The following is a 20,658-nucleotide window of genomic DNA, read 5'->3' as shown; positions in this document are numbered from 1 at the left end:
GGACAACTCGCTCGATGTCGCTGGAGGGGTGGGGGATGGGTCGTCCGGAACGTCCGGTGGATCCGCAGGCGGGGCCGGTGGAGCAGTTCGCGTACGAGCTTCGGAAGCTGCGTGAGGAGGCGGGTCGGCCGACGTATCGATGGCTGGCCGGGCGAGCGCACTTCTCGGTGAGCACGCTGGCTGACGCGGCCAAGGGGCAGCGGTTTCCGACGTTGGCGGTCACGGTCGCTTATGCCACGGCATGCGGAGGCGACGCCGACGAGTGGGCGTCGCGGTGGCGGCGAGCGGCCGAGACGCTGCGGCATTTGCAGTTGGCCGAGCGGCGATCCCGTTGTCCATATCCCGGGCTCGCGACATTGGACGCGGCTGACGCGGACTTGTTCTTCGGAAGGTCCGAGGCGGTCACGACGCTGCTCGATGCGAGCTTTCGGGTGCCGCTGATCGCGGTCTTCGGCGCATCGGGGAGTGGGAAGTCGTCGTTGCTCAGGGCCGGATTGGTGCCGCGGCTCGATGTGGCGACGTCGATCATCACACCGGGAAAGCATCCACTGAACGCGTTCATCGCGGCGAGAGATCAGCTGGAAACCGCCGAGCACGCCGTTCTTGTCATTGATCAGTTCGAGGAACTGTTCATGCTGTGCCTCGATGAATCCGAGCGCGACGCGTTCCTGGACAACCTCGTGGAATTGGTCAGTCAGCCCAACCCCGAAATCCACGTGATCATCGGCGTGCGTGCGGATTTCTACGGGTACTGCACGCAACACGCCGGATTGGCGCTGGCACTGCGCACCAACCTCCAATATCCGTTGGCGCCGATGAACGAGACCGAACTTCGCCAGATCGTCGTCCGGCCCGCGGAGGCCGTGGGCTTGGCCGTTGAACCAGCATTGGAGGCGACCATCCTGGCGGACTCGGCAGGCCAGCCGGGTGCTCTGCCGCTCGTGGCGCACGCGTTGCGCGAGGCGTGGAACCGGCACAGCGACGACGTCCTGCGACTCGATGACTACCTGGCGACCGGAGGGCTTGGACAGGCGATCGCCCAGACATCTGAGCGGCTGTACGAAACACTCGACGCCGAGGCGCGCAAAGCGGTGCGGTCAGTCTTGCTGCGGATGACCGCGCTCGGTGACGGCACAGACGTCACTCGCCGCAGGATCGACAGGGCCGAGCTGAATGGGCTCGCCGATGACACCGTCATAGACCAGGTGATCGGCCAGCTCGCGGCCGCGCGTTTGATCGTCGTCGAAGAGGGCGCTGTCGACGTGTCGCATGAGGCGTTGATCCACGCCTGGCCTCGGTTGGCGACCTGGTTGGCCGACGATCGCGAACGCCTGCGCACGCACCGCAGGCTCACCGACGCCGCCGCCGAATGGGACCGCGCCGACCGCGACGACGCCTACCTCTTCCGCGGGCCCCGGCTCGCTCAGCTCGAGCTGGACGATGACGCACTGAACGACCTGGAACGGACGTTCGTCGCGCGAAGCCGCGAGTTGGAGTCCGAGGCCCGAACCCGGGCCCGCCAGCGCGCCCGACGCAGGATGACACTCGTTGGGATCACCGCGATCGTGGTCAGCGTGCTGGCCGTCGTCGCACTGGTCCAGGCCGATCGGATCGCTGGGGAACGTGACCTCGCCTTCTCCCGGCAGCTGCTGGCGGACGCGCGCGGTCAACTGCAACGCGACCCCGAGCTGGCGCTCCTGCTGGCGCGGGAGGCGTACCGAGCCCAGCCGACGGAGCAAGCCGAGACGGTGCTGCGGCAAGCGGTGGCGGAGGCACGGCTGCGGCACACCGAACGCACCGGCCAAGGCCAGATCCTGGGTGTCGCGTACAGCCCGGACGGCCGCCGGATCGCGGCCAGCGGCGAGGACGGAACGGTCCGCGTCTGGACCGTCGACCTACACGGTCGACCGCGCGGCACACCGACGGTGCTCAACGGTTGTAAGTGCCCGTACCGAAGCCCGACCTTCAGCCCCGACGGGAGTCTCGTCGCGGCCGCGGGCGCCAACGGCACCGCCACCGTCTGGGACCTCAGCAGCGGCACCCAGCGCACGGTGACGCTCGACAGCACGGGCCCGACGCAGAACGTGGCGTTCAGTCCCGACGGCACCGAACTCGCCACCGCGGGCCTCGGCGGTTCCGTGCAGGTGTGGGATCACGGCCAGAACCGGACACGGCCTGTGCTCCACGTCAAAGGCCAAGCCCAGGGCCTCACCTACAGTCCCGGCGGCGACATCGCCGTCGGAGCCAGTGACGGCACGGTGCAGATCTGGAACACCCGGCAAATGCGAGTCGATACGGTGCTGCGCGAGCACACCGGCCCCATCACCGACCTGACCTACAGCCCAGACGGGCACTGGCTCGGCAGCGCGAGCGTGGACGGAACCGCGCGCCTGCACCGCGTCGACGGCCCACCAGCGCCGCGGGTTCTCGGCGGCCACACCGGCGGCGTCCAAGGCGTCGCGATCAGCCCAGACGGGCAACGAGTCGCCACCACCGGCGACGACGCCACAGTTCTGCTGTGGAGTGTTGGCAACGCGACCAACCCGCTCCCGCTACGCGGCCACGACGGCGTCGTATTGGATGTGGCGTTCAGCCCGGATGGCAAACAAGTTGCGACAGCCAGCGCCGATGGCGCCCTGCGCGTCTGGGACGCCGAACAGGTGGGCCAAGCCACCGTACGACAAGGACCCGCCAACGGTGGTCTCTGGGCCGTGACGCCAACCCCCGATGGGCGCCACCTCGTCGGCGGCGGCGACGAAGGAAGTCTCTACGTCTGGCCGGCCACCGGCGGCGACGACCGCACGAAGACATTGTCCGGCCACCACGCGGATATCGTCGCGGTGGCCGTCGCGTCCAGCGGAAACCGAGTCGCGTCCGCCGGCGAGGACGGCACCGCACGCCTGTGGGACCTCAACGGCACGGCCGAGCCCAAGGTGCTCACCGGCCATACCGGCGGACTCCGCGACGTCGCGTTCAGTCCCGACGGAAACCTCCTGGCGACCGCGGGCCTGGACGGCACCACCCGACTCTGGGATGCCGACAACCCGACCGGGCCAATCGCCGTCCTGCCCGAGCAGGGCGCCGTGCGCGCGGTGACGTTCAGCCCAGACGGGCGCAGCCTCGCGACAGCAGGCGCGCAAGGAACAGTCCAGCTCCGCGACGTCGCCACGCGGCGAGACATCAAGACCCTCACCGGGCACACCGGCCCGATCTGGGCACTCGCCTACAGCCCAGACGGACACCGACTCGCCAGCGCGGGCGACGACGGAAGCGTGCGACTGTGGGACACCCGGAACGAACGTGAGCCGATCGTGCTCAGCGGCCACCGCGGAGTCGTCTGGGACATCGCGTTCAGCCCCGACGGACGCTGGCTGGTCAGTAGCGGCGCCGATGGCACCGCACGCATCTGGAAGACCAACGGGCACACCGAACCCATCACCCTCACCGGCTTCGGCGCGTCAATCGAACGTGCTCGCTTCTCCCCCACCGGCGAGAACCTGATCACCGCGCACGGCGACGGCACCGCCCGCGTGTGGCATTGCCGCCCGTGCCAACCCGTACCTGAACTCCTGGCCAGCGCCCAGAGACTCACCACCCGCACCCTCACCCCGAGCGAACGCCACCGATTTCTCCGTACTGGGAACTAAAGGATGTCCAGAGCCTGTCCGTGGCGACATGCCGCCGGTCTCCGAAAGCACAAGGGGACACGACGGCAGGTCCACCGAATCCTGGCCGGTCAGCAGTGCGTGGGGTGACCCATCTCCGCGGCGGTGCGGCGGACCTCGAAGATCCGGCGCCCTTCCCGGTTGGTCCAGGTGGCGGTCAGGGTCGCGGGAGACACCGTCGTGTCGGCGACCAGCTTGAGGAACACATGCGGTTCGACCGCGCTGTGCACCAGGTTGGGGCGGGATGTTGAGGCTGGGGATGGTCCGTTCGTGCAGCGGGCTGACGATTAACTGCCACAGGTCGTAGCCGACGCGCGGGCCGTAGTTCAGTGGACGTCCGCCGCCCAGATCACCGTGATCGGCGTCTGCCCCGTCTGGTCAGGGCACTAGATCACCCGGCGCCGTACGCGCCAGGCCACCACGCCGATCAGGATCGCCGCGACGGCGGTGAACAAAGACGCCTCGATGAGTTGGAATGTCCAGAACCGGTCAGCCGGGTGGTAGACGCCGAACTCCTGGATGCCCCGCGCGTGCAGGAACTGGTTGAGGTTGGTGCCTGCCTGGTTGGCGGCGGCCTCCAACTCGTAGTACTCGGTCGAGCTCAGCCTGCGCCCGGTGGCGTCGGCGTAGCCGTGTTCGATCATCCAGTCAGCGAAGCTGGGCACGGGCCGGTCCTTCGAGCCGCCTGCGGGAACCGGCTCCATGGTGGTGAGCGGCGTGGCGTACGCGGGGCGGGCCAGCAGCGCCACCAGCATCCGGACGGCGAGGAACGCCCCGAACGCGACGCCGAAGGCGGGCAGGCTGCGGCGCAGGATCGCGCCCGCGGCGGTGGCGGCGCCGAACGCGAACAGCGCGTACGCCACCGGAACAAGGCCCTCCAGGTCGAAGGCGTCGTACTGGAACCGCCCTTCCCACGCGTCGAATGGTTGACGGAACCAGGTGAGTACCGCGGTGAACATCCCGGTGAGCGCGACGGTGACGCAGGCCAGTGCCGCGAGCTTGGCCGCCAGCCAGCGCATCCGCGGCACGGCCTGCGTCCAGGCGAGCTGCCAGGTGCCGTCCTCCAGTTCGCGCGCGAGCAGCGGCGCGCCGAGGAACGCACCGATGACGACGGGGACCAGATAGAAGGCCGCCAGGAGGTTCTCGACGAACCCGTACTCCTCGTCGAGCCTGCGGAAGGACGCCGCGCAGGTCTCGTTGGTGCCTGCCTCTCCCGCACACTGGGCGGGGCCGCCGGGGAACAGGTCGTGGGCCTGCGTCCCGAGCACGAGCAGGGCGATGCCGAACATGCCGACGAGCAAACCCAGGACGCAGACCTCCATCCTGTGCTGGCGCCAGATCAACCACGTCATGCCGTCACCCCCGACGTGACCGCGGCGCTCGGCTCGGACGGCAGGCGCAGGTACGCCAGCACCAACTCCTCCAGCGCGACCGGCTTGGCCTGCCACCCAGGCGCGGCCGGGATCGCGCCGTCGCGCACCAGCAGGGTCGTGTGCCGGTCGCTGTGGACGGCCTCCACGACGGAGCCCGCCCGGTCGAGGTCGGTGGCCGTGCGCGGGCCGACGAGCAGCCGGTGCTCGGCGAGGAGGGTGTCGATGTCACCGGTGAGCGTGACCCGACCGCGGTTGAGCACGACCAGGTGGTCGCAGACGCGCTCCAGTTCGTGCACGACGTGGGAGGAGAACAGGACGGTCACCCCGTCTTCGGCCACCGCGCCCATGAGGACCTGCAGGAACTCGTGCCTGGCCAGCGGGTCGAGGCTGGCCACCGGCTCGTCGAGGACGAGCAGGTCGGGACGCTTCGCCAGGGCCAGAGCCAGCGCGACCTGGGCCTGCTGCCCGCCGGAGAGCGTGCCTGCCCTGCGGTCGAGCGGGATGCCCAGCTTCGCCAGCCTGCGCTCGGCCATCCCCTGGTCGAACCGCAGGTTGCAGGCCCGGCCGAAGCGGAGCATCTCGGCGACGGTGAAGCGCTTGTAGAGCGGGTGGTCCTGGGCCAGGAACCCGATCCGGGACAGCGTTCGCGGGGTACTGGCGGTGACGTCGTGGCCGAGGACCTCCACCGTGCCGGTGCTCGGTGCCAGCAACCCGACGACCAGGCGCAGCAGCGTGGTCTTGCCCGCGCCGTTCGGCCCGACCAGGGCGATCACGCCGCCCGCGGGCAGGGCCAGGGTGCAGTCGCGCAGCGCCCAACCCCTCCGGTACCGCTTGCCCACACCGTTGGTGCGCAGCGCGACTTCGGCCGCTGTCACGCCACGTCCTCATTCCTCGTCTGCTGGTGGACGGAAGTGATAAGCGCGTTGACAGCCTGCTCGTCGAGACCTGCCGCGTAGGCGCGGCGCAACCAGGTCGCCAGCCCGCGGCTCAGCGACGTGTACGTCGACGCCGACATCGCGGCCGACTGCTGTTCGTTGACGAACGTGCCCTGGCCTACCCGGCCGGTGACCAGGTTCTCCTGCTCCATCTGCCGATACGCCTTGGCGACGGTGTTCGGATTGATCGCCAGGTCCTCGACCACCTCGCGGATGAGCGGGAGGCGGTCGCCGGGCTGGAGAAAGCCCAGCAGCACGGCCTGCCGGACCTGCTGGACGAGTTGCAGGTACGGCGGCACACCGGAGTGGGTGTCGAGCCGGAAGACGAACACGGCAGCCCCTTTGCTGGTTTACTAGTACCATAGTAAAGCAGCAAAGCTGGCGGTCAACGCGGCGACCGTGACAACGGACCGGCGTACGCGCTGTGGACCGCGGGCAGTGGGGGGCGAGTCAGGGGGACACCCGGGGAAACCCTGATGGCGCACGGGCGCGGAACCGGCACCATGGAGGTGTCAGGGGATTCAATCTGCAGCACGAGGAGAGCCATGAACGAGGCCAGGCCCGAGACGACCCGCTCCGCCGCCGACTCCGTAGTCGACGCGGTGCGAGGGTTGTTCCACGAGGGCTTCAACCGCCGCGTGATCGTCCGGGACAGCAAGGACGACGTGGTCCTGGACGTGCCGTTGGCTGTGGGCATGGTGGCCGCGCTGGCAGCGCCGGTGGCGACGACGATCGGTGCCGGGGCGGCGTTGGTCGGCAAGTGCGGCATCAAGATCGAGAACCGGGAATCGCAGGCCGCACCGCCCGCGGTCGTCGACGCCGAGTGATCAGCCGACGGTGACTCCGGGCGCCGCGTCGGGGGGTTCGGTGATCGCGGTCGCCCGCTCCCGCCTGCGCGGCGAGAGCGGGGCGGCGCCTACTCGGCGTCCTGTCCCTCGATCAGATCGAGGTCGCGGACGCAGAAGCCGTGGTGCTCGAACGTCTCGTTGAGCACTGTGCCGAGGCACTGCCGCACCGAGCGGCCCCGGGCGTACGGCGGCCAGACATCGTCGTCGGGCACCGGGGCGAGCGCCGCGAGTCGCGCAGGGGTGACGTCGTTGAGCCAGGTCTCGAGTTCGGCGGCCTGCGCCGCCCGCACGCTCACGATCTCGTCGAGGGGCGGGTCGAGCGAGAGATCAAGACCGTGCGCTTCACGGTAGGGCTCGTCGGTCGGCCCGATGCCCATCGGCGTGAACAGCTCGGCCGAGCCCAGGCAGCAGCGGCGGAACCACGAGTCGTGGACGAAGACCAGGTGGCGCATCGTCTGCGCCGCCGACCACTCGTCGTTCACGCCGCGGCGCTCGATGCCCGGCGTTCGGCGGATTCGCTCGACCGTGGCGGCCCAATCGGCGTGGAGCCGACGCGCCGCCTCGCGCAGATCGGCCGGATCATCGGAGCGGATCAGCACCCGCTCCGGATGGCGCCGGTCGAGTTCCGCCTCGACGTACCCGGTGACCTCGACACCGTTCACCACAAGGTTGGTGATCAGCCCGTCGATCACCGCGTCCTGCATGACGACGCCGATCAGGCGGGCCCCGGTCAGATCGCACTCGCGGAACTCCGTGCCGCGCAGGTCCTCATCGACGTACCTTGTCATGCTCCGCATCGTAGGTCCGACCACCGACAATCCATTGACCAAGCGCGAAAGTGGGCCAGGGCGAGAAGCCCTGGCCCACTTTCGTTCCCGGTTCAGCGCAGGCCGGTGAAGAAGGCGCGGATGTCGGCCGCCACGACCTCCGGCACCTCCAGGGCGGCGAAGTGGCCGCCGCGGTCGAACCGGCTCCAGTGGACGATGGCGCTGTTGTCGCGCTCGGCGAAGACCTTGATCGTCTGGAAGTCGTCGGCGAACACCGCGACGCCGGTCGGGGCGGCGTTGACCGACGCGGCGTCGGGGGCCTCGGCGTTCTCGTAGTACGAGCGGGTCATCCCCGCCGCCGCGTTGGTGAACCAGGCGACCGACACCTCCAGCAGCACCTTCTCCAGCGGGACCAGCGACGTGCCGTTGCCGAAGGAGTTGAACAGCTCGCTGTAGGCCAGCAGGCCCACGGGCGAGTCGCTGAGGCCCGCGGCGACGGTCTGCGGGCGGCTGGCGTTCATCGTGTTGTAGCCGCCGACTTTCTGGAACCACTGCATGTGCTCCAGACCGGCGTAGTCCTGCGGCTCCAGGCGCTCGAACTCACTCGGGTCGCCCGACGGGAAGGAGAACAGCTGCAGGACGTGCAGACCGAGGAAGCCCTCCGGTGCCAGGAGTCCCAGTTCGCGGGCGATCACCGCGCCCTGGTCGGAGCCGTGCGCGCCGTAGGTGTCGTAACCGAGGCGGCGCATCAGCGCGTCGTAGGCGCGGGCGATGCGGGCCGACGTCCAGCCGGACTCGGTGACGGGGGTGGAGAAGCCGAAACCGGGCGCGTCCGGGATCACCAGGTGGAACGCCTGGTCCGCCGTGCCGCCGTGCGCCACCGGGTCGACGAGCTGGTCGATCATGTCGAGGTAGTCGACCGACGAGCCGGGGTAGGTGTGCAGGAGCAGCAGCGGGGTGGCGTCGGGATGGGGCGACTCGACGTGGATGAAGTGGATCGGCTGGCCCTCGATGTCGGTGAGGAAGTGCGGGTACGCGTTGATCCGCTCCTCCGCCGCGCGCCAGTCGAACCGCTGCCACGCCTCGACGGCCTCGCGCAGGTAGTGGTTCGGGGTGCCGGTCGTCCAGTCGTCGGCGGGCGCGGGCTGGGGAAGGCGGGTGCGGGCGAGGCGGAGGGCCAGGTCGTCCAGCTCGGCCTGGGCGATCTCGACGCGGAAGGGGCGGATGCTCGTGTTCGTCATGGCACTAACGTTAAAGTGCATATAGGAACATCTACTTCCTATTTGACGGAGGAGTTTGTGGGCGACACTCCAGCCCGGCTGCTCGCCCTGTTGTCCCTGCTCCAGTCCCGGCCCACGTGGAGCGGCACCGAACTGGCCGAGCGCCTCGGCGTCACCACCCGGACCGTCCGCACCGACATCGAACGGCTGCGTGGCCTGGACTACCCCGTCCACGCCACCCGGGGCGCCACGGGCGGCTACCGGCTCGGCGCGGGAGGGAAGCTGCCCCCGCTGCTGCTCGACGACGAGGACGCGGTCGCGGTGGCCATCGGGCTGCGCGCGGGCCGCGGCATCGCGGGCATCGAGGAGGCCAGCGCCCGCGCGCTCGCCAAGCTCGAACAGGTCCTGCCCCCGCGACTTCGGCCCGCGGTCGAGGCACTGTCCTCGGCTGTCGAACACGCCCCGGAGAACACCGCGACCGACGCGCCCGACCCGGAGGTCGACCCGGACGTGATGCGCGCGGTGGCCACCGCCATCCACAGCGTCGAGCAGTTCCGCTTCGACTACGACGACACCCCGCGCCTGGTCGAGCCCTACCGGCTGCTGTCCTGGCAGCGCCGGTGGTACCTCGTGGCCCGCGACCCCGCCACCAACGAATGGGACGTCTACCGCCTGGACCGCGTCGCCCCACGCATGCGCACCCACCGCCGCTTCGCCCCGACCCCGATCGCGGACGGCGACTACACGGCGTTCGCCATGCGCCGCATCGCCAGCAGCGGGTGGAACGTGCACGCCCGGCTCCGCGTGGACGCCCCCGCCGAGACCGTGCTGGCCCGGATCAACCCCGCCGTCGGCGTCGTCGAGGCGGTCGACGCGGCCACGTCCGTGCTGGTGACCGGAGCCGACACGCTGGAGACGGTCGCCGCGTTCGTCGGCATGCTCGGCATGGACTTCACCGTCGAGTCCCCGGCCGAACTGCGGCCACTGCTTCGCGTACTGGCCGAGCGCTACGCCCGCGCGTGATCACGTGCCGCCCTTGCCCTATCGGGTCGACCAGCATGCCCCATCGGCTGTTCGGATGTCGCAATCTCCCAACCCGGCCTGGTTACGCTCGGGGAAATACCCTTCGCGAAAGGAAACATGATGGCGAGCGCAATCGGAACGGTCAAGTCGGGCGCACGGTACGGGGATATCAAATTTCCCGTTCCCCGTTTGCCGATCATCCGCCTCTGGGCGATGAAGGCGCATTATCCGAACGCGCCTTGGATCCAGAGCTATTCCGGGAACTTCCAGATCCCGCAGGGCTTCCAGGCTCCGTTCGAGTTCACCTCGGCCGTGCACGACAGCGACGTGTGGACCACCGCGGACAGAACCGACATCGTGTTCTTGCGTGACGAGAAATCGGTCATGCCGTCGGAGGGATGGATCTACCTCTCACTCGGGGAAACGACGCCCCGGAAGTACACCGTGTACGTGTACGACGACGGGAAGAATGCCGGGACAATGTTCGGGACGTACACCGACGAGGGACAAAAACCGATCCCCTTCCCGGAGGGCAGCGACAACTACGTCTACGACATGTCGGACAGCTACGGGAACTGGCTCTGGGGGTACAACCTGTACGGACCCGTCTCCTAGCGGGACCGCGGCCAACTCGGTGGACTCACAGGTCCGGACGCGCGAAGCGCGTCCGGACCTGACTTGTTGGGACGGCGTCCCGCCTGCTCGGACGAGCGCCCTGGCCGCGGACCGGGCCTTGACTGCTCGCAGATCCTGACTCATGATGAGTGAAGATGAGTTTTACACCACAGTTTCGATCAGTTCTACGCAGCGATACTGCTATCGCCGTGCAGTGAGATCCGGTGGGTCGTCGACGCGATTGCCGCACACCGCCGAGATCGCGGGGGCACGCTGGTCGCTCGAGAAACCGCGAGGCCACGACATGACCACAACACTGACAGCGGGAGCCGTCGACTACACCACCGACCGCCACGCCGCGCTCGACCTCGTCAACGCCGGTCAGATCATCGCGCTCGGCGCGATGCTCTACCGCGCCGACGGTGCCGACCTCGACCTGGGCGTGTTCGCCGCGTTGCTCTGGATGGCCGGAGCAGGCCTGATCGAACGCAGAATGTCGGCTCCCGACGAGGATCCAGCCACCGCGCCCGCGTCCACGGTCCGACTGACCGTGGCGGGCCTGCAGCTGCTCGGCTGGTTCCGCCAGGCTCACGGCCGCCATCCCGACATACCCTCAGCGCGGTAGGCGCAGGCAACGCCCCGAGTCAGGCCATGCTGAATTTCTCGGCGTGCACCTGCGAGCGCGGCACCCCGATCGCCCGGAGGCTGCTCAGTACCGACGAGGTCATCGCGGGTGGGCCGCACACGTAGACGTCGCGTTCGGCGATGTCGGGGACCATCTCGCGCAGACTGTCCGGTTCGAATGGACGGGCGCCGTCCTTGGTCCGGCCGGTGAGCAGGTGGAGCCTGCCAGCCCCGATCAGCTGCCGGACCTCGCCGAGCAGCACCGCGTCGCGCTCGTCGCGGACGCGGTACAGCACGACGACGTCCGCGGTCGACCGTTCCTCCAGCAGGGCGCGGATGGGGGTGATCCCGACGCCGCCCGCGATCAGCAGGGTGCCGGGTCGGGTCCGCTGCAGCGACGTGAACGCGCCGTACGGGCCCTCCATGAACACCCGGGTCCCGACCGGGACGTGCCGCAGGCCCGCGCTGGCCGTGCCGACCGCTTTGGCGGTCAACCGCAGGGAACGGCCGTCCGGCGCGGCGGACAACGAGAACGGGTTGGCCAGCCACCAGTGGTTGTGCCCGGGGAACCGCCAGATGAAGAACTGGCCCGCCCTGGCCGGAAGCCGGTCGAGGTCGCGGCCGGTGACGTACACCGACGCCACGTTGTCCGACTCCGGAACCACGGCCTGGACCCGGAACCGGTGTCTCGCGTTGCGCCACAGCGGCACCGCGATCCGCCCGGTCACCAGGGAGCCGACCGCGAGGATCCACAGTGCCCACCAGTACACGGTGGCGAACGTGGACGACTTGAACGTCGTGGTCTCCAGCAGCTGGTGGACGAACGCCACCGAGATCGCCAGGTACACCATCAGGTGCAGGGCGTGCCACGTCTCGTAGCGCAGCTTGCGGCGGACCGACCGCAGGGAGGTGATCGCGATCGCGCTGACCGTGGCGGCGGCGATCATGCCCAGCAGCGACGCGGGCACCCCGGCCAGTGCGAGGAAGGTCCGCCCCATCGACGCGTCGTCCAGCGTCGCGTAGCCGAGCACGACCAGCGTGGCGTGGGTGAGGACGGTCCAGAGCAGGGTGAAACCGGTCCACCGGTGCCACACCGTCAGCCGGTCCATCCCGATGCGGCGGTCCAACCACGGCAGCCGGGCGACCAGGAGCAACTGGAAGATCATCAACAGGGCGGCATGCAGGCCGACGAACTTGGCCACGGTGAGGATCGAGTTCTTCCCGGTGCCGCTGGTGATGAACAGGACTTCGACGATTACCAGGTTGACCAGCACAAACGCCCACATGGCCCATCGCGCCCGGACGACCGGGGGCACGGAGCGCCGCACCTGGGTCCTCGTAGCCATCGCCGCCGCCTCTCGTCGTTCGGGGTGTCGCCTTGCCGTCTACACGTGTGGAGGCGGCGCCGGGTTCACTCGCCCGCGCACCGAATCATCTCTTCCCGAAGCGGGTGGCGCTGTCCTGGGCTGACGCTGTCGTGGGATCAGAACCTCGCCACCGTGAACCTGGGCCTCGACCTTGGCGACGCGCACACCCGACGGGGCGCTTGACTCAATCATGTGGGGCAGCAGTTCCGTTGTGGTCCGCAGGAGCGTCGGCCGCGAGTTCGGCGGCGCCCTCTTCGGCTGCACGGCACCGTTCGTCGCCACCGCACTGCTCACCACTACGGCGACGCCGGCCCGTCGTCCTCTACGTGTTGGCCGGTTGCGTGATCAGCGCCATCGCTGTCTTCGCCAGCAACGAGGCCCCGCGGTCGGACCTGGTCTACCTCGGTGTCACCGAGGGCTCCTGGTGACACATCGATCGTCAGGAGGTTGGCGTCGATCCAGGTCGATCGTGCACCGGTGTTCGGGCAACGTCCGTCGCGGCGGTGCGGACGCGCGGGCAGACCGCGCAGGCGTGGGCTCCTTCTTGTGACCACCAGCGGCAGGTGTCGCGGATGCCGCACTCCGGCAGCGCGGCATCGGGGACGGATTCGAAGTCCTCGTGCGCGGCGTCGACCGCGCGGCATGACCCGTCCCAGAACACGCACGCGGACTGTGCGCACGGTGCGGCGAAGCGGAAGCGGGTTTCCAGCGGGCCGGTCGTGGTGGCGGCGAGTTGACCGCGCAACTCGGGGGTGAGTTTGGGGCCGTGCGGAACGAACACCGCACGACCGTCGGGGCCGAACACGCCGAGCAGCACCGCGCCCGGGCCTGCCTGGGCGCTCGGGCAGGTGTGCCCGGCCATCTCAGCGGCCGTCGATCAGGCCCTGGACCTGTCCGCCGATCTTCTCGGCGAGGTCGCCCGCGAGCAGGTACTTGCCGATCAGCTCCCACCTGCGCAGGTTGAGCCCGCCCACCTCGAAGTACGGCACGCCCTTCCCGATGACCTCGGTCAGCGCGACCGTGCCCGCCGCGGAGACCGCCTGCGCGATGGCGCCGCGCTGATCCTCGGTCAGGTCGATGCCGTCGACGACGAACTTGAACTCGGTGGCCATGGCTTCAGCCTTTCGTCAGGGCTTCTCACTGATTCGTCGGCTTGGCGGGGTGGAAAGTTGCCCGCATCGCCCGAAAGGGCAGCCAGATCCGCGCGAACAGGTCGCACGTGCGCTGGTTCCCAGAACTCATCGACCGGTTGTCGACGGGACTGGGAAATCTTGCACATGGACATGGACTAGACCAATTTAGATAATTGCCGCATGCGGAACACTCCTGTGCGATCGAGGAATGCGGCCATCGCGGCGGTTGTCGGTGTCGCTGTCGCGGTGGGAACTGTGTTGGTGGTCGAGCGCGAGTCTCTCGCCTCGCCTTCCGTTACCCTGGCCGCCTGCGAGGCCCCCGCCTGGGCTGAAGGCACCGCCTACGCGGCCGGAGCCGAGGTGACCTACAGGGGAAGGCTTTACCGCGCCAAGGTGGCGCACACCGCGTGGCCGGGGACCGGTTGGAACCCGGTCGCCGCACCGTCATTGTGGACGGATGTGCGTGCTTGTGACGGGACTCCGCCTACAACGACCACCACCACGCAACCGACATCCACGCCAACCACGACTACGACCACGACCACGACCACGACCACCGAACCGCCCGGCGGGGACAGCTGCGCGGTGAAGTCGAAGCCCGCGGGGAAAGTCCTTGTCGGCTACTGGGAGAACTGGGACGGCGCGGCGAACGGCGTGCATCCTCCGTTCGGGTGGACGCCCGTCACCACCCCGGTGATCTCGCAGCACGGCTACAACGTGCTCAACGCCGCGTTCCCGGTGATCCGCTCCGACGGGACCGCGCTGTGGGAGGACGGTATGGACAGCACCGTCAAGGTCGCGACGCCCGCGGCGATGTGTCAGGCCAAGGCGGCGGGCCAGACGATCCTGATGTCGATCGGCGGGGCGACGGCGGGGATCGACCTCAGCTCGTCGGCGGTCGCCGACCGGTTCGTCGCCACCATCGTGCCCATCCTGAAGAAGTACAACTTCGACGGGATCGACATCGACATCGAGACCGGGCTCACCGGCTCGGGCAACATCAGCCAGCTGTCGCCGTCGCAGGCCAACCTGATCCGCATCATCGACGGGGTGCTCGCGCAGCTGCCGTCGAACTTCGGGCTGACCATGGCCCCCGAGACCGCCTACGTCACCGGCGGCAGCGTCACCTACGGCTCCATCTGGGGCGCGTACCTGCCGATCATCAAGAAGTACGCGGACAACGGCAGGCTCTGGTGGCTGAACATGCAGTACTACAACGGCAGCATGTACGGCTGCGCGGGCGACTCCTACCAGGCGGGCACCGTGCAGGGCTTCGTCAAGCAGACCGAGTGCCTCAACCAGGGCCTGGTCATCCAGGGCACCACGATCCGCGTGCCCTACGACAAGCAGGTCCCGGGCCTGCCCGCCCAGCCGGGCGCGGGCGGCGGCCACATGTCACCGACCACGGTCGCCCAGGCGTGGAACAGCTTCGGCGGCGGCCTCAAGGGCCTTATGACGTGGTCACTCAACTGGGACGGCTCAAAGAACTGGACCTTCGGCGACAACGTGAAAGCGCTGCAGGGCCGTTAGTTCGGCCACGCCGCGCACATCAGCACGCAGGCGACTTCGAGCATGATCAAGCTCGGCGGCGGAACACTGTCGACGTCGGCTCGCCATGCCAGCAGGAGATCCACTACCTCGTTCTCGTTCGGCATAGCGCACCTCCGGGGTTCAGGAGGTGTCGCGGCGACGCCGTCAGCTGTTACGCCTGGCCAGCGGGGCCGCCGCGCACGGCAGCGGGGGTGGCGGATAGTGGCCTTCGGCGCGTGCGATTAGGCCGTTCGGGTTACGGTCGGCGTGCGGACCGGAGGTGGGCATGGCGCGCGCGTCGAAGAGTAGTCGGGCGGTGGTGCCCGCGTGGGTCGAGCCGATGCTCGCCAAGCCCGATGGCGGTCGGCTGCGCACCGGGTCGAGTTGGTCCTATGAGTACAAGCTCGACGGGTATCGGGCGGCGATGCGGATCGCCGCGAACGGGACGACGGTGCTGACCAGCCGCAACGGCATCGATCTCACGCACGAGTTCGCGGTGTTGGCCGGTGTCCTCTCTCCCGCGCTCGACGGGCGGGCCGCGGTGCTGGACGGGGAGATCGTCGTCTACAACGACGCGGGCCAGGTCGACTTCGGGGCGATGCAGGAGCGCCGCGGCCGGTACCGCTCGCACGCCAGTTCCCCGCGCCGCGATGAGCCGTTCCTGGACGTGCCGGTGCGGTACCTGGCGTTCGACCTGCTGCGGCTCGGTGACGACTCGCTGGTGAACATCCCCTACGACGAGCGGCGGGCACGGCTGGAGCAGCTGGCGATGCCGGACCCGTCGTTGGTCTCGGTGGTGCCCGCGTTCACCTTCGACGAGCTGGCCGCCGACGGGCTCACCCCGCAGGACCTGCTCGACCGGGCCGCCACCGAGGGATTCGAGGGCCTGGTCGCCAAGCTGCGGAATTCGACCTACCAGCCGGGGAAACGCCCGGACTCGTGGCTGAAGCATCCGCTGATCCAGACCCAGGAAGTGATCGTCTGCGGGTGGCGGCCGGGACAGAGCCGGTTCACCGGCATCCTCGGCGGCCTGCTGCTCGGCGCCCACGCCCCCGACACCGGCGACCTCGTCTACATCGGGGACGTGGGAACCGGCTTCTCCGAAGCCGACCGGCGAGCATTGCAGGCCCGCTTGGAGACGCTGGAGCGGCCGACGCATCCGTTCGTGACGCAACCGCCGCGCGAGGACATCCGGCGGGCACACTGGGTCACGCCCACACTGGTGGGTGAGGTGGTCTACCGGCAGTTCACCCGCGACGGTCGACTCCGCCACACCGCGTGGCGCGGGCTGCGCGAGGACCGCGAACCGTCCGAAGTGATCGTGCCGCGGTCGCCCCTGATCGGCTCGGCGCCGCTGCCCGAATCGGTGGTGACACCGAGTGCCCGGGTGGCGGTCCAGGTCGGGGATCGCAGGCTCACATTGTCCAATCTGGACAAGGTGCTCTACCCGGCAGACGGGTTCACCAAGGGCGAGGTGATCCGCTACTACTCGCTGATCGCACCGGTCCTGCTCCCCCACCTCGCGGGCAGACCGGTCACGACCATCCGGTTCCCCGACGGCGTGCACGCCGAGAAGTTCTTCGAGAAGAACGTCCCCCGCGGCGCACCCGACTGGCTGCCCACCGTCCGACTCCCCAGCGGCGGCTCACGCGGCAGCGGCGACATCATCGACTACCCGTTGCTGGAGGAACTCGCCGCGCTCGTGTGGGTGGCCAACCTCGCCGCGCTGGAACTCCACGTTCCGCAGTGGACCGTCGCCCACGGACCGGCTCGGGGATTGCCGGACCGGCTGGTGTTCGACCTCGATCCGGGGCCGGGCGCGACGATCGTCGACTGCGCCCGCGTCGCCGAACGACTGCACGACGCCCTTGTCGCCGACGGCCTCACCCCGGTCGCGAAGACCAGTGGCTCCAAGGGCATGCAGGTCTACGCGGCGGTCAAGGTCACCGCCGCCGAGCAGACCTCCACCTATGCCAAGTCGCTAGCCGAACGGTTCGCCGTGGAGACCCCGGACCTGGTGACCGCGAAGATGGCCAAAGCGCTGCGAGCGGGCAAGGTGTTCATCGACTGGAGCCAGAACCATCCGGCCAAGACCACCGTCGCCCCGTACTCGCTGCGCGGACGGGACCACCCGACCGTGTCCACCCCCGTCACCTGGGACGAAGTGCGCGCCAGCGGAAGCGTCGACGACCTCACCTTCACCGCCGACGATGTCCTCGACCGCGTCGACCGGCTGGGCGACCTGTTCGCCACGTTGACCGAGACCGGCGGAGAGCTCCCGAACACATAGATCAGGGGTAGCGCGGCGAACTCCGGCTCACCCAACGCGTCACCGCCCGGGTGCCTCGACTCTGGTGAGGCGGTCCTTCTCGATTCGGCTGATCTGCCAGGTCGAGCCGCTGCGGGTGAGACTGATCGTCCGGCGCTGGGTGTAGGGCTCGTTGAGGGCGAACTGGTTCGCCGTCAGGTAGGCCGGATTCGCCGCGGTGAACTCGAACGTCGTCTCGAACTGGGCGGTCGCGGTGGTCATGTTCTTGCTGAAGGTGGACTCGTACCAGGCGATGGAGACCTGTCGGGTCGCCAATCCGTTGGCGGTGAACAGGTCGACCAGCTTGGTGTCGTACTTCTGGGCGCGCAGGTCGTCGACAAAAGCCGGGTGGTAGTAGCCGAACTCGGCGGCGACGCTGGCGGTGACGTTGTCCGGCGCGCGGTTGTCGGTGACGCCGGAGTGCAGCACGACCAGCTTGCGCACCTCGGCGACGGCCGGGTCGTCGTCGGGGAGATCGCGCTCCCGGTTGCCGTTGTCGTCGAGCACGTGCCACAGGTGCTCGTTTCGCTGGGCGACCGACGGGGCGGTGGACGAGGGCTGGGGCGATGGTGGGGTCGGATTCGCGCCGCAGGCGGTGAGTGCCGCGGTGACCGCGAGCGCGGCGGCGGCGATCTTCATGGTCATCAACGGCTCCATCGGGAAAGGGGGTGGGGAGCTCGGGCAGTCAGGCTCCCCACCCCCGGGTCGTCAGGACGCGGGCTGGTACGTCCACTGGCTGGTCCAGTAACCCGACGGCACGGTTCCGTGCTGGACCTCGCCGGTCAGGTTCTCGGTGTGCAGATACTTGCCCGTCTGCCGGTCCTTGAGGCGCACGTACCCGTCGACCTGCTCCTGGGTCCACTGGCCGGACCACCACGTCGCCGGGGTGGTGCCGTAGTGGGCGACCCCGTCGTTCGGCTCGACGTTCAGGTGTTCGCCGGTCCACCGGTTCTTCAGCCGCACATAGGATCCGGCCTGCTCACGTGTCCACTGGGCACTCCACCAGGTCGCGGGCACGGCGCCGTACTGCACCTTGCCTGTCTTGTCCTGGATGTGCGCGAACGCTCCGGTCTGCCGGTTCTTCAGCAGCTCGTAGCCCGCCTCCTGGTATCCACCGTCCTTTTTGAACACGCGGATGTAGTCGACGTTCCAGCTCTTCGGCCACACGTTGTTGTGCTGTCCGGACCCCGCGTCGGTGTAGATGCCGAGGATCATGCCCATGGCCATGTTGGGCGCGTCGTTGATGGTCTTGTAGAGCTGGTTGTCGTAGTAGAAGTTCAGCGCCGTGGGCGTCCAGTCCATGCCGTAGACGTGGTATTCCTCGGTGGGGGTGCCGCTGGGCACCGGATCCTGCATGAGGGTCCACGACGACAGGAAGTTCGGGTCGCCCCAGCCGTAGGCGGCGATGCGCCACTTGTCCGGCGTGTTGAAGAAGGTCTCGATGAAGTCGATCTCGGGGTTCCGCGAAGCGCTGGAGGTGTCCTCGATGCCGGTGAGCCAGAACGCCTGGTGGCCGCCGCCGCCCACATTGGACAGCTTGGCCCGGATCTCGAAGTAGCCGTACTTGGTCGTGTAGCCGTTGAAGTCCGGCTCGTGGTGGTCGTTGGGCATCGAGTAGTTGAACCGGTGCCACCAGTCCTTGTTGTACGACTGGATGCTGGAGATCTTGACCGTGCTGTCGTAGGTCGGGTTCCAGGCAGGCGTGTCGGCGTCGAGACGCTCGGTCAGCACGCCGTTGGCCACGGTGTAGCGCGCTTTGGCGTTCTCACGGGTGCTGGTCCAGTGCGGCAGGTAGTAGTCCAGCCACTTGGCCGAGTTGAGGCTGGTGCCGTCGAACTCCTCCTGGAAGTCCAGGGTGTAGCCGGACTTGGTGGTGGGGTTGGGCGGGAAGTCGGCCGCGGCCGCTGTGCCCGCGGACACCAGGCTGGAGGCGGCGATGAGGCCGCTGGCGACAGCGGCGCGGAGGGGTAAACGCATCTGGGGACACTCCCTAAGGCGGGGAGAAGCGAAAGAAACCTTCCTTCGAAAGGGTGAACGACGCGTGACGCGTCTGTCAAGAGTGGACGTCAGCTCGCGCCGAACAGCCGCGCTCGCACGTGGTCGCGGGCCGCCTCGGTCGCACCGATGGTGACCGCGTCCTCGCCCAACGTGGACAGGACCAGCGGCGGAACCTCGTAGGTCAGGTCGGCGAGGTGGCGCGCGACCGGGCCGAGGATGGTCTCGCGGGCCCTGGTCATCCCGCCGCCGAGCACCACCAGCCGGGGGTCGACCGCGAGCACCATCGCGCCGATGCCCGCCGCGACGGACTTGGCGAAGGCGTCGACCGCGACGATCGCGGCCCGGTCGCCGCGGCCCGCCCTCGCCAGCACCGACTCGACCGCGTCGTCGGTGGACGCGTCGGGCACACCCGCGTCGGCGGCCAGCCGGGCGGGGGCACTGTTCCAGCCGAACGCGGGGTGGCGCCCGATCTCCCCCGCCGCGCCGGACGGCCCGACGAACGGCTTGCCGTCGACCAGCAGACCGACGCCAAGACGGTGTCCGACGTGCACATACAGCAGGTCGGACACCTCGCGCGCCGCGCCGACGCGGTGCTCGGCGAGCACCGCCATGCCCGCGTCCTTCATCGCCACGACCGGGCAGTCCAGGCGCGCGGCCAACTCGGCGGCCAACGGCACACCCGTCCAGTCCGGGATGGCGACGCTGAGCCGCACCACGCCGTCCTCGTCGAGGATTCCCGGTGTCCCGACCCCCGCGGCCCACAGTCCGCGCCCGCCCCCGGGCAGCACGCCCCGCACCAGGTCGGCGGCGAGGTCGAGCCGCGCGGCGCGGTCGTCGGTGGCGACCTGCTTGCGGGCGGCGCCCACCAGCGCGCCCGCGAGGTTGGTGACCCGGACGGACACCGCGTGGGCGCCGATGTCGATGCCCGCGAGCAGCCCGGCGGCGGCGTCGAACTTGTAGCGCTGCGCGGGCCGACCACCCGTGGGGGGCGTGTCGTGGCCGTCGACGACGAGCAAGGCGGACTCGGCGAGGGTGTTGAGGATGCCCTGCACAGTGGGTCGAGAGAGGTCGGTTTCCTTCGCCACCGCGGTAACCGTCATCGGCGCGCCCTCGTAGAGCAGCTGCAGGACTCTGCGGGTGTTGAGATGCCGCAGCGCGCTCTGATCGCCTCCAGGCAGTACCTGCATTTCGATTCCCCCTCTTGACGGCGTCCCGTACGTCCCTCATCCTAGCAAAGGAAAGTTTCTTTTGT

Annotated in this window: 20 protein-coding genes; 7 read left to right on the top strand and 13 right to left on the bottom strand. The window is 69.0% G+C overall.

Going from position 1 to position 20,658, the window contains the following annotated elements:
• The first annotated feature begins 35 nt into the window (after nucleotides 1-35).
• Complete coding sequence (locus tag ACSHT8_RS02310) at nucleotides 36-3,647, top strand: nSTAND1 domain-containing NTPase (protein ID WP_436497217.1); 3,612 nt, start codon at nucleotides 36-38, stop codon at nucleotides 3,645-3,647.
• 89 nt (nucleotides 3,648-3,736) lie between these two features.
• Here the strand turns inward: ACSHT8_RS02310 and ACSHT8_RS02305 are convergent, their stop codons facing one another.
• From ACSHT8_RS02305 to ACSHT8_RS02290, 4 genes are all read right to left on the bottom strand, one after another.
• Nucleotides 3,737-3,895, bottom strand: coding sequence for a hypothetical protein (locus ACSHT8_RS02305; protein WP_436497215.1), 159 nt, complete (start codon nucleotides 3,893-3,895; stop codon nucleotides 3,737-3,739).
• 156 nt (nucleotides 3,896-4,051) lie between these two features.
• On the bottom strand, nucleotides 4,052-5,017 hold the full coding sequence (locus tag ACSHT8_RS02300; RefSeq protein WP_436497213.1) for an ABC transporter permease subunit: 966 nt from the start codon (nucleotides 5,015-5,017) through the stop codon (nucleotides 4,052-4,054).
• Nucleotides 5,014-5,913, bottom strand: coding sequence for an ABC transporter ATP-binding protein (locus ACSHT8_RS02295; RefSeq protein WP_436497212.1), 900 nt, complete (start codon nucleotides 5,911-5,913; stop codon nucleotides 5,014-5,016). Before ACSHT8_RS02295 ends, ACSHT8_RS02300 begins: the two co-directional genes overlap by 4 nt.
• Nucleotides 5,910-6,305 carry a GntR family transcriptional regulator gene (locus ACSHT8_RS02290; protein ID WP_436497210.1) on the bottom strand — a complete coding sequence of 132 codons (396 nt, stop codon included), beginning with the start codon at nucleotides 6,303-6,305 and terminating at the stop codon, nucleotides 5,910-5,912. Before ACSHT8_RS02290 ends, ACSHT8_RS02295 begins: the two co-directional genes overlap by 4 nt.
• A gap of 213 nt (nucleotides 6,306-6,518) precedes the next feature.
• Between ACSHT8_RS02290 and ACSHT8_RS02285 the strand changes: the two genes are divergently transcribed.
• Nucleotides 6,519-6,800 carry a DUF4342 domain-containing protein gene (locus ACSHT8_RS02285; protein WP_436497208.1) on the top strand — a complete coding sequence of 94 codons (282 nt, stop codon included), beginning with the start codon at nucleotides 6,519-6,521 and terminating at the stop codon, nucleotides 6,798-6,800.
• An 89-nt stretch (nucleotides 6,801-6,889) separates the two neighbouring features.
• Here the strand turns inward: ACSHT8_RS02285 and ACSHT8_RS02280 are convergent, their stop codons facing one another.
• Nucleotides 6,890-7,609 carry a DinB family protein gene (locus tag ACSHT8_RS02280; protein WP_436497206.1) on the bottom strand — a complete coding sequence of 240 codons (720 nt, stop codon included), beginning with the start codon at nucleotides 7,607-7,609 and terminating at the stop codon, nucleotides 6,890-6,892.
• 92 nt (nucleotides 7,610-7,701) lie between these two features.
• Entirely contained in the window at nucleotides 7,702-8,829 is a 1,128-nt protein-coding gene (locus ACSHT8_RS02275; protein ID WP_436497204.1) for an epoxide hydrolase family protein, read from the bottom strand.
• Between the two features lie 57 nt (nucleotides 8,830-8,886).
• Here ACSHT8_RS02275 and ACSHT8_RS02270 point away from each other — a divergent pair, with 57 nt between their 5' ends.
• From ACSHT8_RS02270 to ACSHT8_RS02260, 3 genes are all read left to right on the top strand, one after another.
• Nucleotides 8,887-9,831 (top strand): helix-turn-helix transcriptional regulator, encoded by a 945-nt coding sequence (locus ACSHT8_RS02270; protein WP_436497202.1) that lies wholly within the window; start codon nucleotides 8,887-8,889, stop codon nucleotides 9,829-9,831.
• Between the two features lie 120 nt (nucleotides 9,832-9,951).
• Nucleotides 9,952-10,446: a hypothetical protein gene (locus tag ACSHT8_RS02265; protein WP_436497200.1), complete on the top strand. Its 495-nt coding sequence runs from the start codon at nucleotides 9,952-9,954 to the stop codon at nucleotides 10,444-10,446.
• A 304-nt stretch (nucleotides 10,447-10,750) separates the two neighbouring features.
• Nucleotides 10,751-11,071, top strand: a complete 321-nt coding sequence (locus ACSHT8_RS02260; RefSeq protein WP_436497198.1) for a hypothetical protein — start codon at nucleotides 10,751-10,753, stop codon at nucleotides 11,069-11,071.
• Between the two features lie 19 nt (nucleotides 11,072-11,090).
• Here ACSHT8_RS02260 and ACSHT8_RS02255 read toward each other — a convergent pair whose 3' ends face one another.
• The 3 genes from ACSHT8_RS02255 to ACSHT8_RS02245 all read right to left on the bottom strand — a co-directional run bounded on the left by ACSHT8_RS02255 (nucleotide 11,091) and on the right by ACSHT8_RS02245 (nucleotide 13,549).
• Nucleotides 11,091-12,416: a ferredoxin reductase family protein gene (locus ACSHT8_RS02255; RefSeq protein ID WP_436497196.1), complete on the bottom strand. Its 1,326-nt coding sequence runs from the start codon at nucleotides 12,414-12,416 to the stop codon at nucleotides 11,091-11,093.
• A 460-nt stretch (nucleotides 12,417-12,876) separates the two neighbouring features.
• Nucleotides 12,877-13,299, bottom strand: a complete 423-nt coding sequence (locus ACSHT8_RS02250) for a hypothetical protein (RefSeq protein ID WP_436497194.1) — start codon at nucleotides 13,297-13,299, stop codon at nucleotides 12,877-12,879.
• A gap of 1 nt (nucleotide 13,300) precedes the next feature.
• Nucleotides 13,301-13,549: a hypothetical protein gene (locus tag ACSHT8_RS02245; RefSeq protein WP_436497192.1), complete on the bottom strand. Its 249-nt coding sequence runs from the start codon at nucleotides 13,547-13,549 to the stop codon at nucleotides 13,301-13,303.
• Nucleotides 13,550-13,816: 267 nt separating this feature from the next.
• On the opposite strand from ACSHT8_RS02245, the gene ACSHT8_RS02240 reads away from it, so the two are divergent.
• Entirely contained in the window at nucleotides 13,817-15,100 is a 1,284-nt protein-coding gene (locus ACSHT8_RS02240; RefSeq protein ID WP_436497191.1) for a carbohydrate-binding protein, read from the top strand.
• Here ACSHT8_RS02240 and ACSHT8_RS02235 read toward each other — a convergent pair.
• Nucleotides 15,097-15,225: a hypothetical protein gene (locus tag ACSHT8_RS02235; protein ID WP_436497189.1), complete on the bottom strand. Its 129-nt coding sequence runs from the start codon at nucleotides 15,223-15,225 to the stop codon at nucleotides 15,097-15,099. The two genes, ACSHT8_RS02240 and ACSHT8_RS02235, sit on opposite strands and share 4 nt — an antisense overlap.
• A 161-nt stretch (nucleotides 15,226-15,386) precedes the next feature.
• On the opposite strand from ACSHT8_RS02235, the gene ligD reads away from it, so the two are divergent.
• Nucleotides 15,387-17,390, top strand: coding sequence for a DNA ligase D (gene ligD, locus ACSHT8_RS02230; protein ID WP_436497187.1), 2,004 nt, complete (start codon nucleotides 15,387-15,389; stop codon nucleotides 17,388-17,390).
• Between the two features lie 39 nt (nucleotides 17,391-17,429).
• On the opposite strand, the gene ACSHT8_RS02225 is transcribed toward ligD, so the two are convergent.
• From ACSHT8_RS02225 to ACSHT8_RS02215, 3 genes are all read right to left on the bottom strand, one after another.
• Nucleotides 17,430-18,053, bottom strand: coding sequence for a hypothetical protein (locus tag ACSHT8_RS02225; protein WP_436497185.1), 624 nt, complete (start codon nucleotides 18,051-18,053; stop codon nucleotides 17,430-17,432).
• Nucleotides 18,054-18,116: 63 nt separating this feature from the next.
• On the bottom strand, nucleotides 18,117-19,385 hold the full coding sequence (locus tag ACSHT8_RS02220) for a family 16 glycosylhydrolase (RefSeq protein WP_436497184.1): 1,269 nt from the start codon (nucleotides 19,383-19,385) through the stop codon (nucleotides 18,117-18,119).
• 89 nt (nucleotides 19,386-19,474) lie between these two features.
• Complete coding sequence (locus tag ACSHT8_RS02215) at nucleotides 19,475-20,593, bottom strand: ROK family protein (protein WP_436497182.1); 1,119 nt, start codon at nucleotides 20,591-20,593, stop codon at nucleotides 19,475-19,477.
• Nucleotides 20,594-20,658 lie beyond the last annotated feature (65 nt).

Source organism: Actinokineospora sp. HUAS TT18 (assembly GCF_051364635.1).
GTDB lineage: Bacteria > Actinomycetota > Actinomycetes > Mycobacteriales > Pseudonocardiaceae > Actinokineospora.
This window is presented reverse-complemented; position numbering and strand designations above follow the sequence as displayed.

Coding starts and splice junctions, on each gene's coding strand:
- ACSHT8_RS02310 (WP_436497217.1), top strand. CDS start 36: ATGGGTCGTCCGGAACGTCCGGTGGATCCGCAGGCGGGGCCGGTGGAG.
- ACSHT8_RS02300 (WP_436497213.1), bottom strand. CDS start 5,017: ATGACGTGGTTGATCTGGCGCCAGCACAGGATGGAGGTCTGCGTCCTG.
- ACSHT8_RS02285 (WP_436497208.1), top strand. CDS start 6,519: ATGAACGAGGCCAGGCCCGAGACGACCCGCTCCGCCGCCGACTCCGTA.
- ACSHT8_RS02280 (WP_436497206.1), bottom strand. CDS start 7,609: ATGACAAGGTACGTCGATGAGGACCTGCGCGGCACGGAGTTCCGCGAG.
- ACSHT8_RS02275 (WP_436497204.1), bottom strand. CDS start 8,829: ATGACGAACACGAGCATCCGCCCCTTCCGCGTCGAGATCGCCCAGGCC.
- ACSHT8_RS02265 (WP_436497200.1), top strand. CDS start 9,952: ATGGCGAGCGCAATCGGAACGGTCAAGTCGGGCGCACGGTACGGGGAT.
- ACSHT8_RS02260 (WP_436497198.1), top strand. CDS start 10,751: ATGACCACAACACTGACAGCGGGAGCCGTCGACTACACCACCGACCGC.
- ACSHT8_RS02255 (WP_436497196.1), bottom strand. CDS start 12,416: ATGGCTACGAGGACCCAGGTGCGGCGCTCCGTGCCCCCGGTCGTCCGG.
- ACSHT8_RS02250 (WP_436497194.1), bottom strand. CDS start 13,299: ATGGCCGGGCACACCTGCCCGAGCGCCCAGGCAGGCCCGGGCGCGGTG.
- ACSHT8_RS02245 (WP_436497192.1), bottom strand. CDS start 13,549: ATGGCCACCGAGTTCAAGTTCGTCGTCGACGGCATCGACCTGACCGAG.
- ACSHT8_RS02235 (WP_436497189.1), bottom strand. CDS start 15,225: ATGCCGAACGAGAACGAGGTAGTGGATCTCCTGCTGGCATGGCGAGCC.
- ligD (WP_436497187.1), top strand. CDS start 15,387: ATGGCGCGCGCGTCGAAGAGTAGTCGGGCGGTGGTGCCCGCGTGGGTC.
- ACSHT8_RS02225 (WP_436497185.1), bottom strand. CDS start 18,053: ATGACCATGAAGATCGCCGCCGCCGCGCTCGCGGTCACCGCGGCACTC.
- ACSHT8_RS02220 (WP_436497184.1), bottom strand. CDS start 19,385: ATGCGTTTACCCCTCCGCGCCGCTGTCGCCAGCGGCCTCATCGCCGCC.
- ACSHT8_RS02215 (WP_436497182.1), bottom strand. CDS start 20,593: ATGCAGGTACTGCCTGGAGGCGATCAGAGCGCGCTGCGGCATCTCAAC.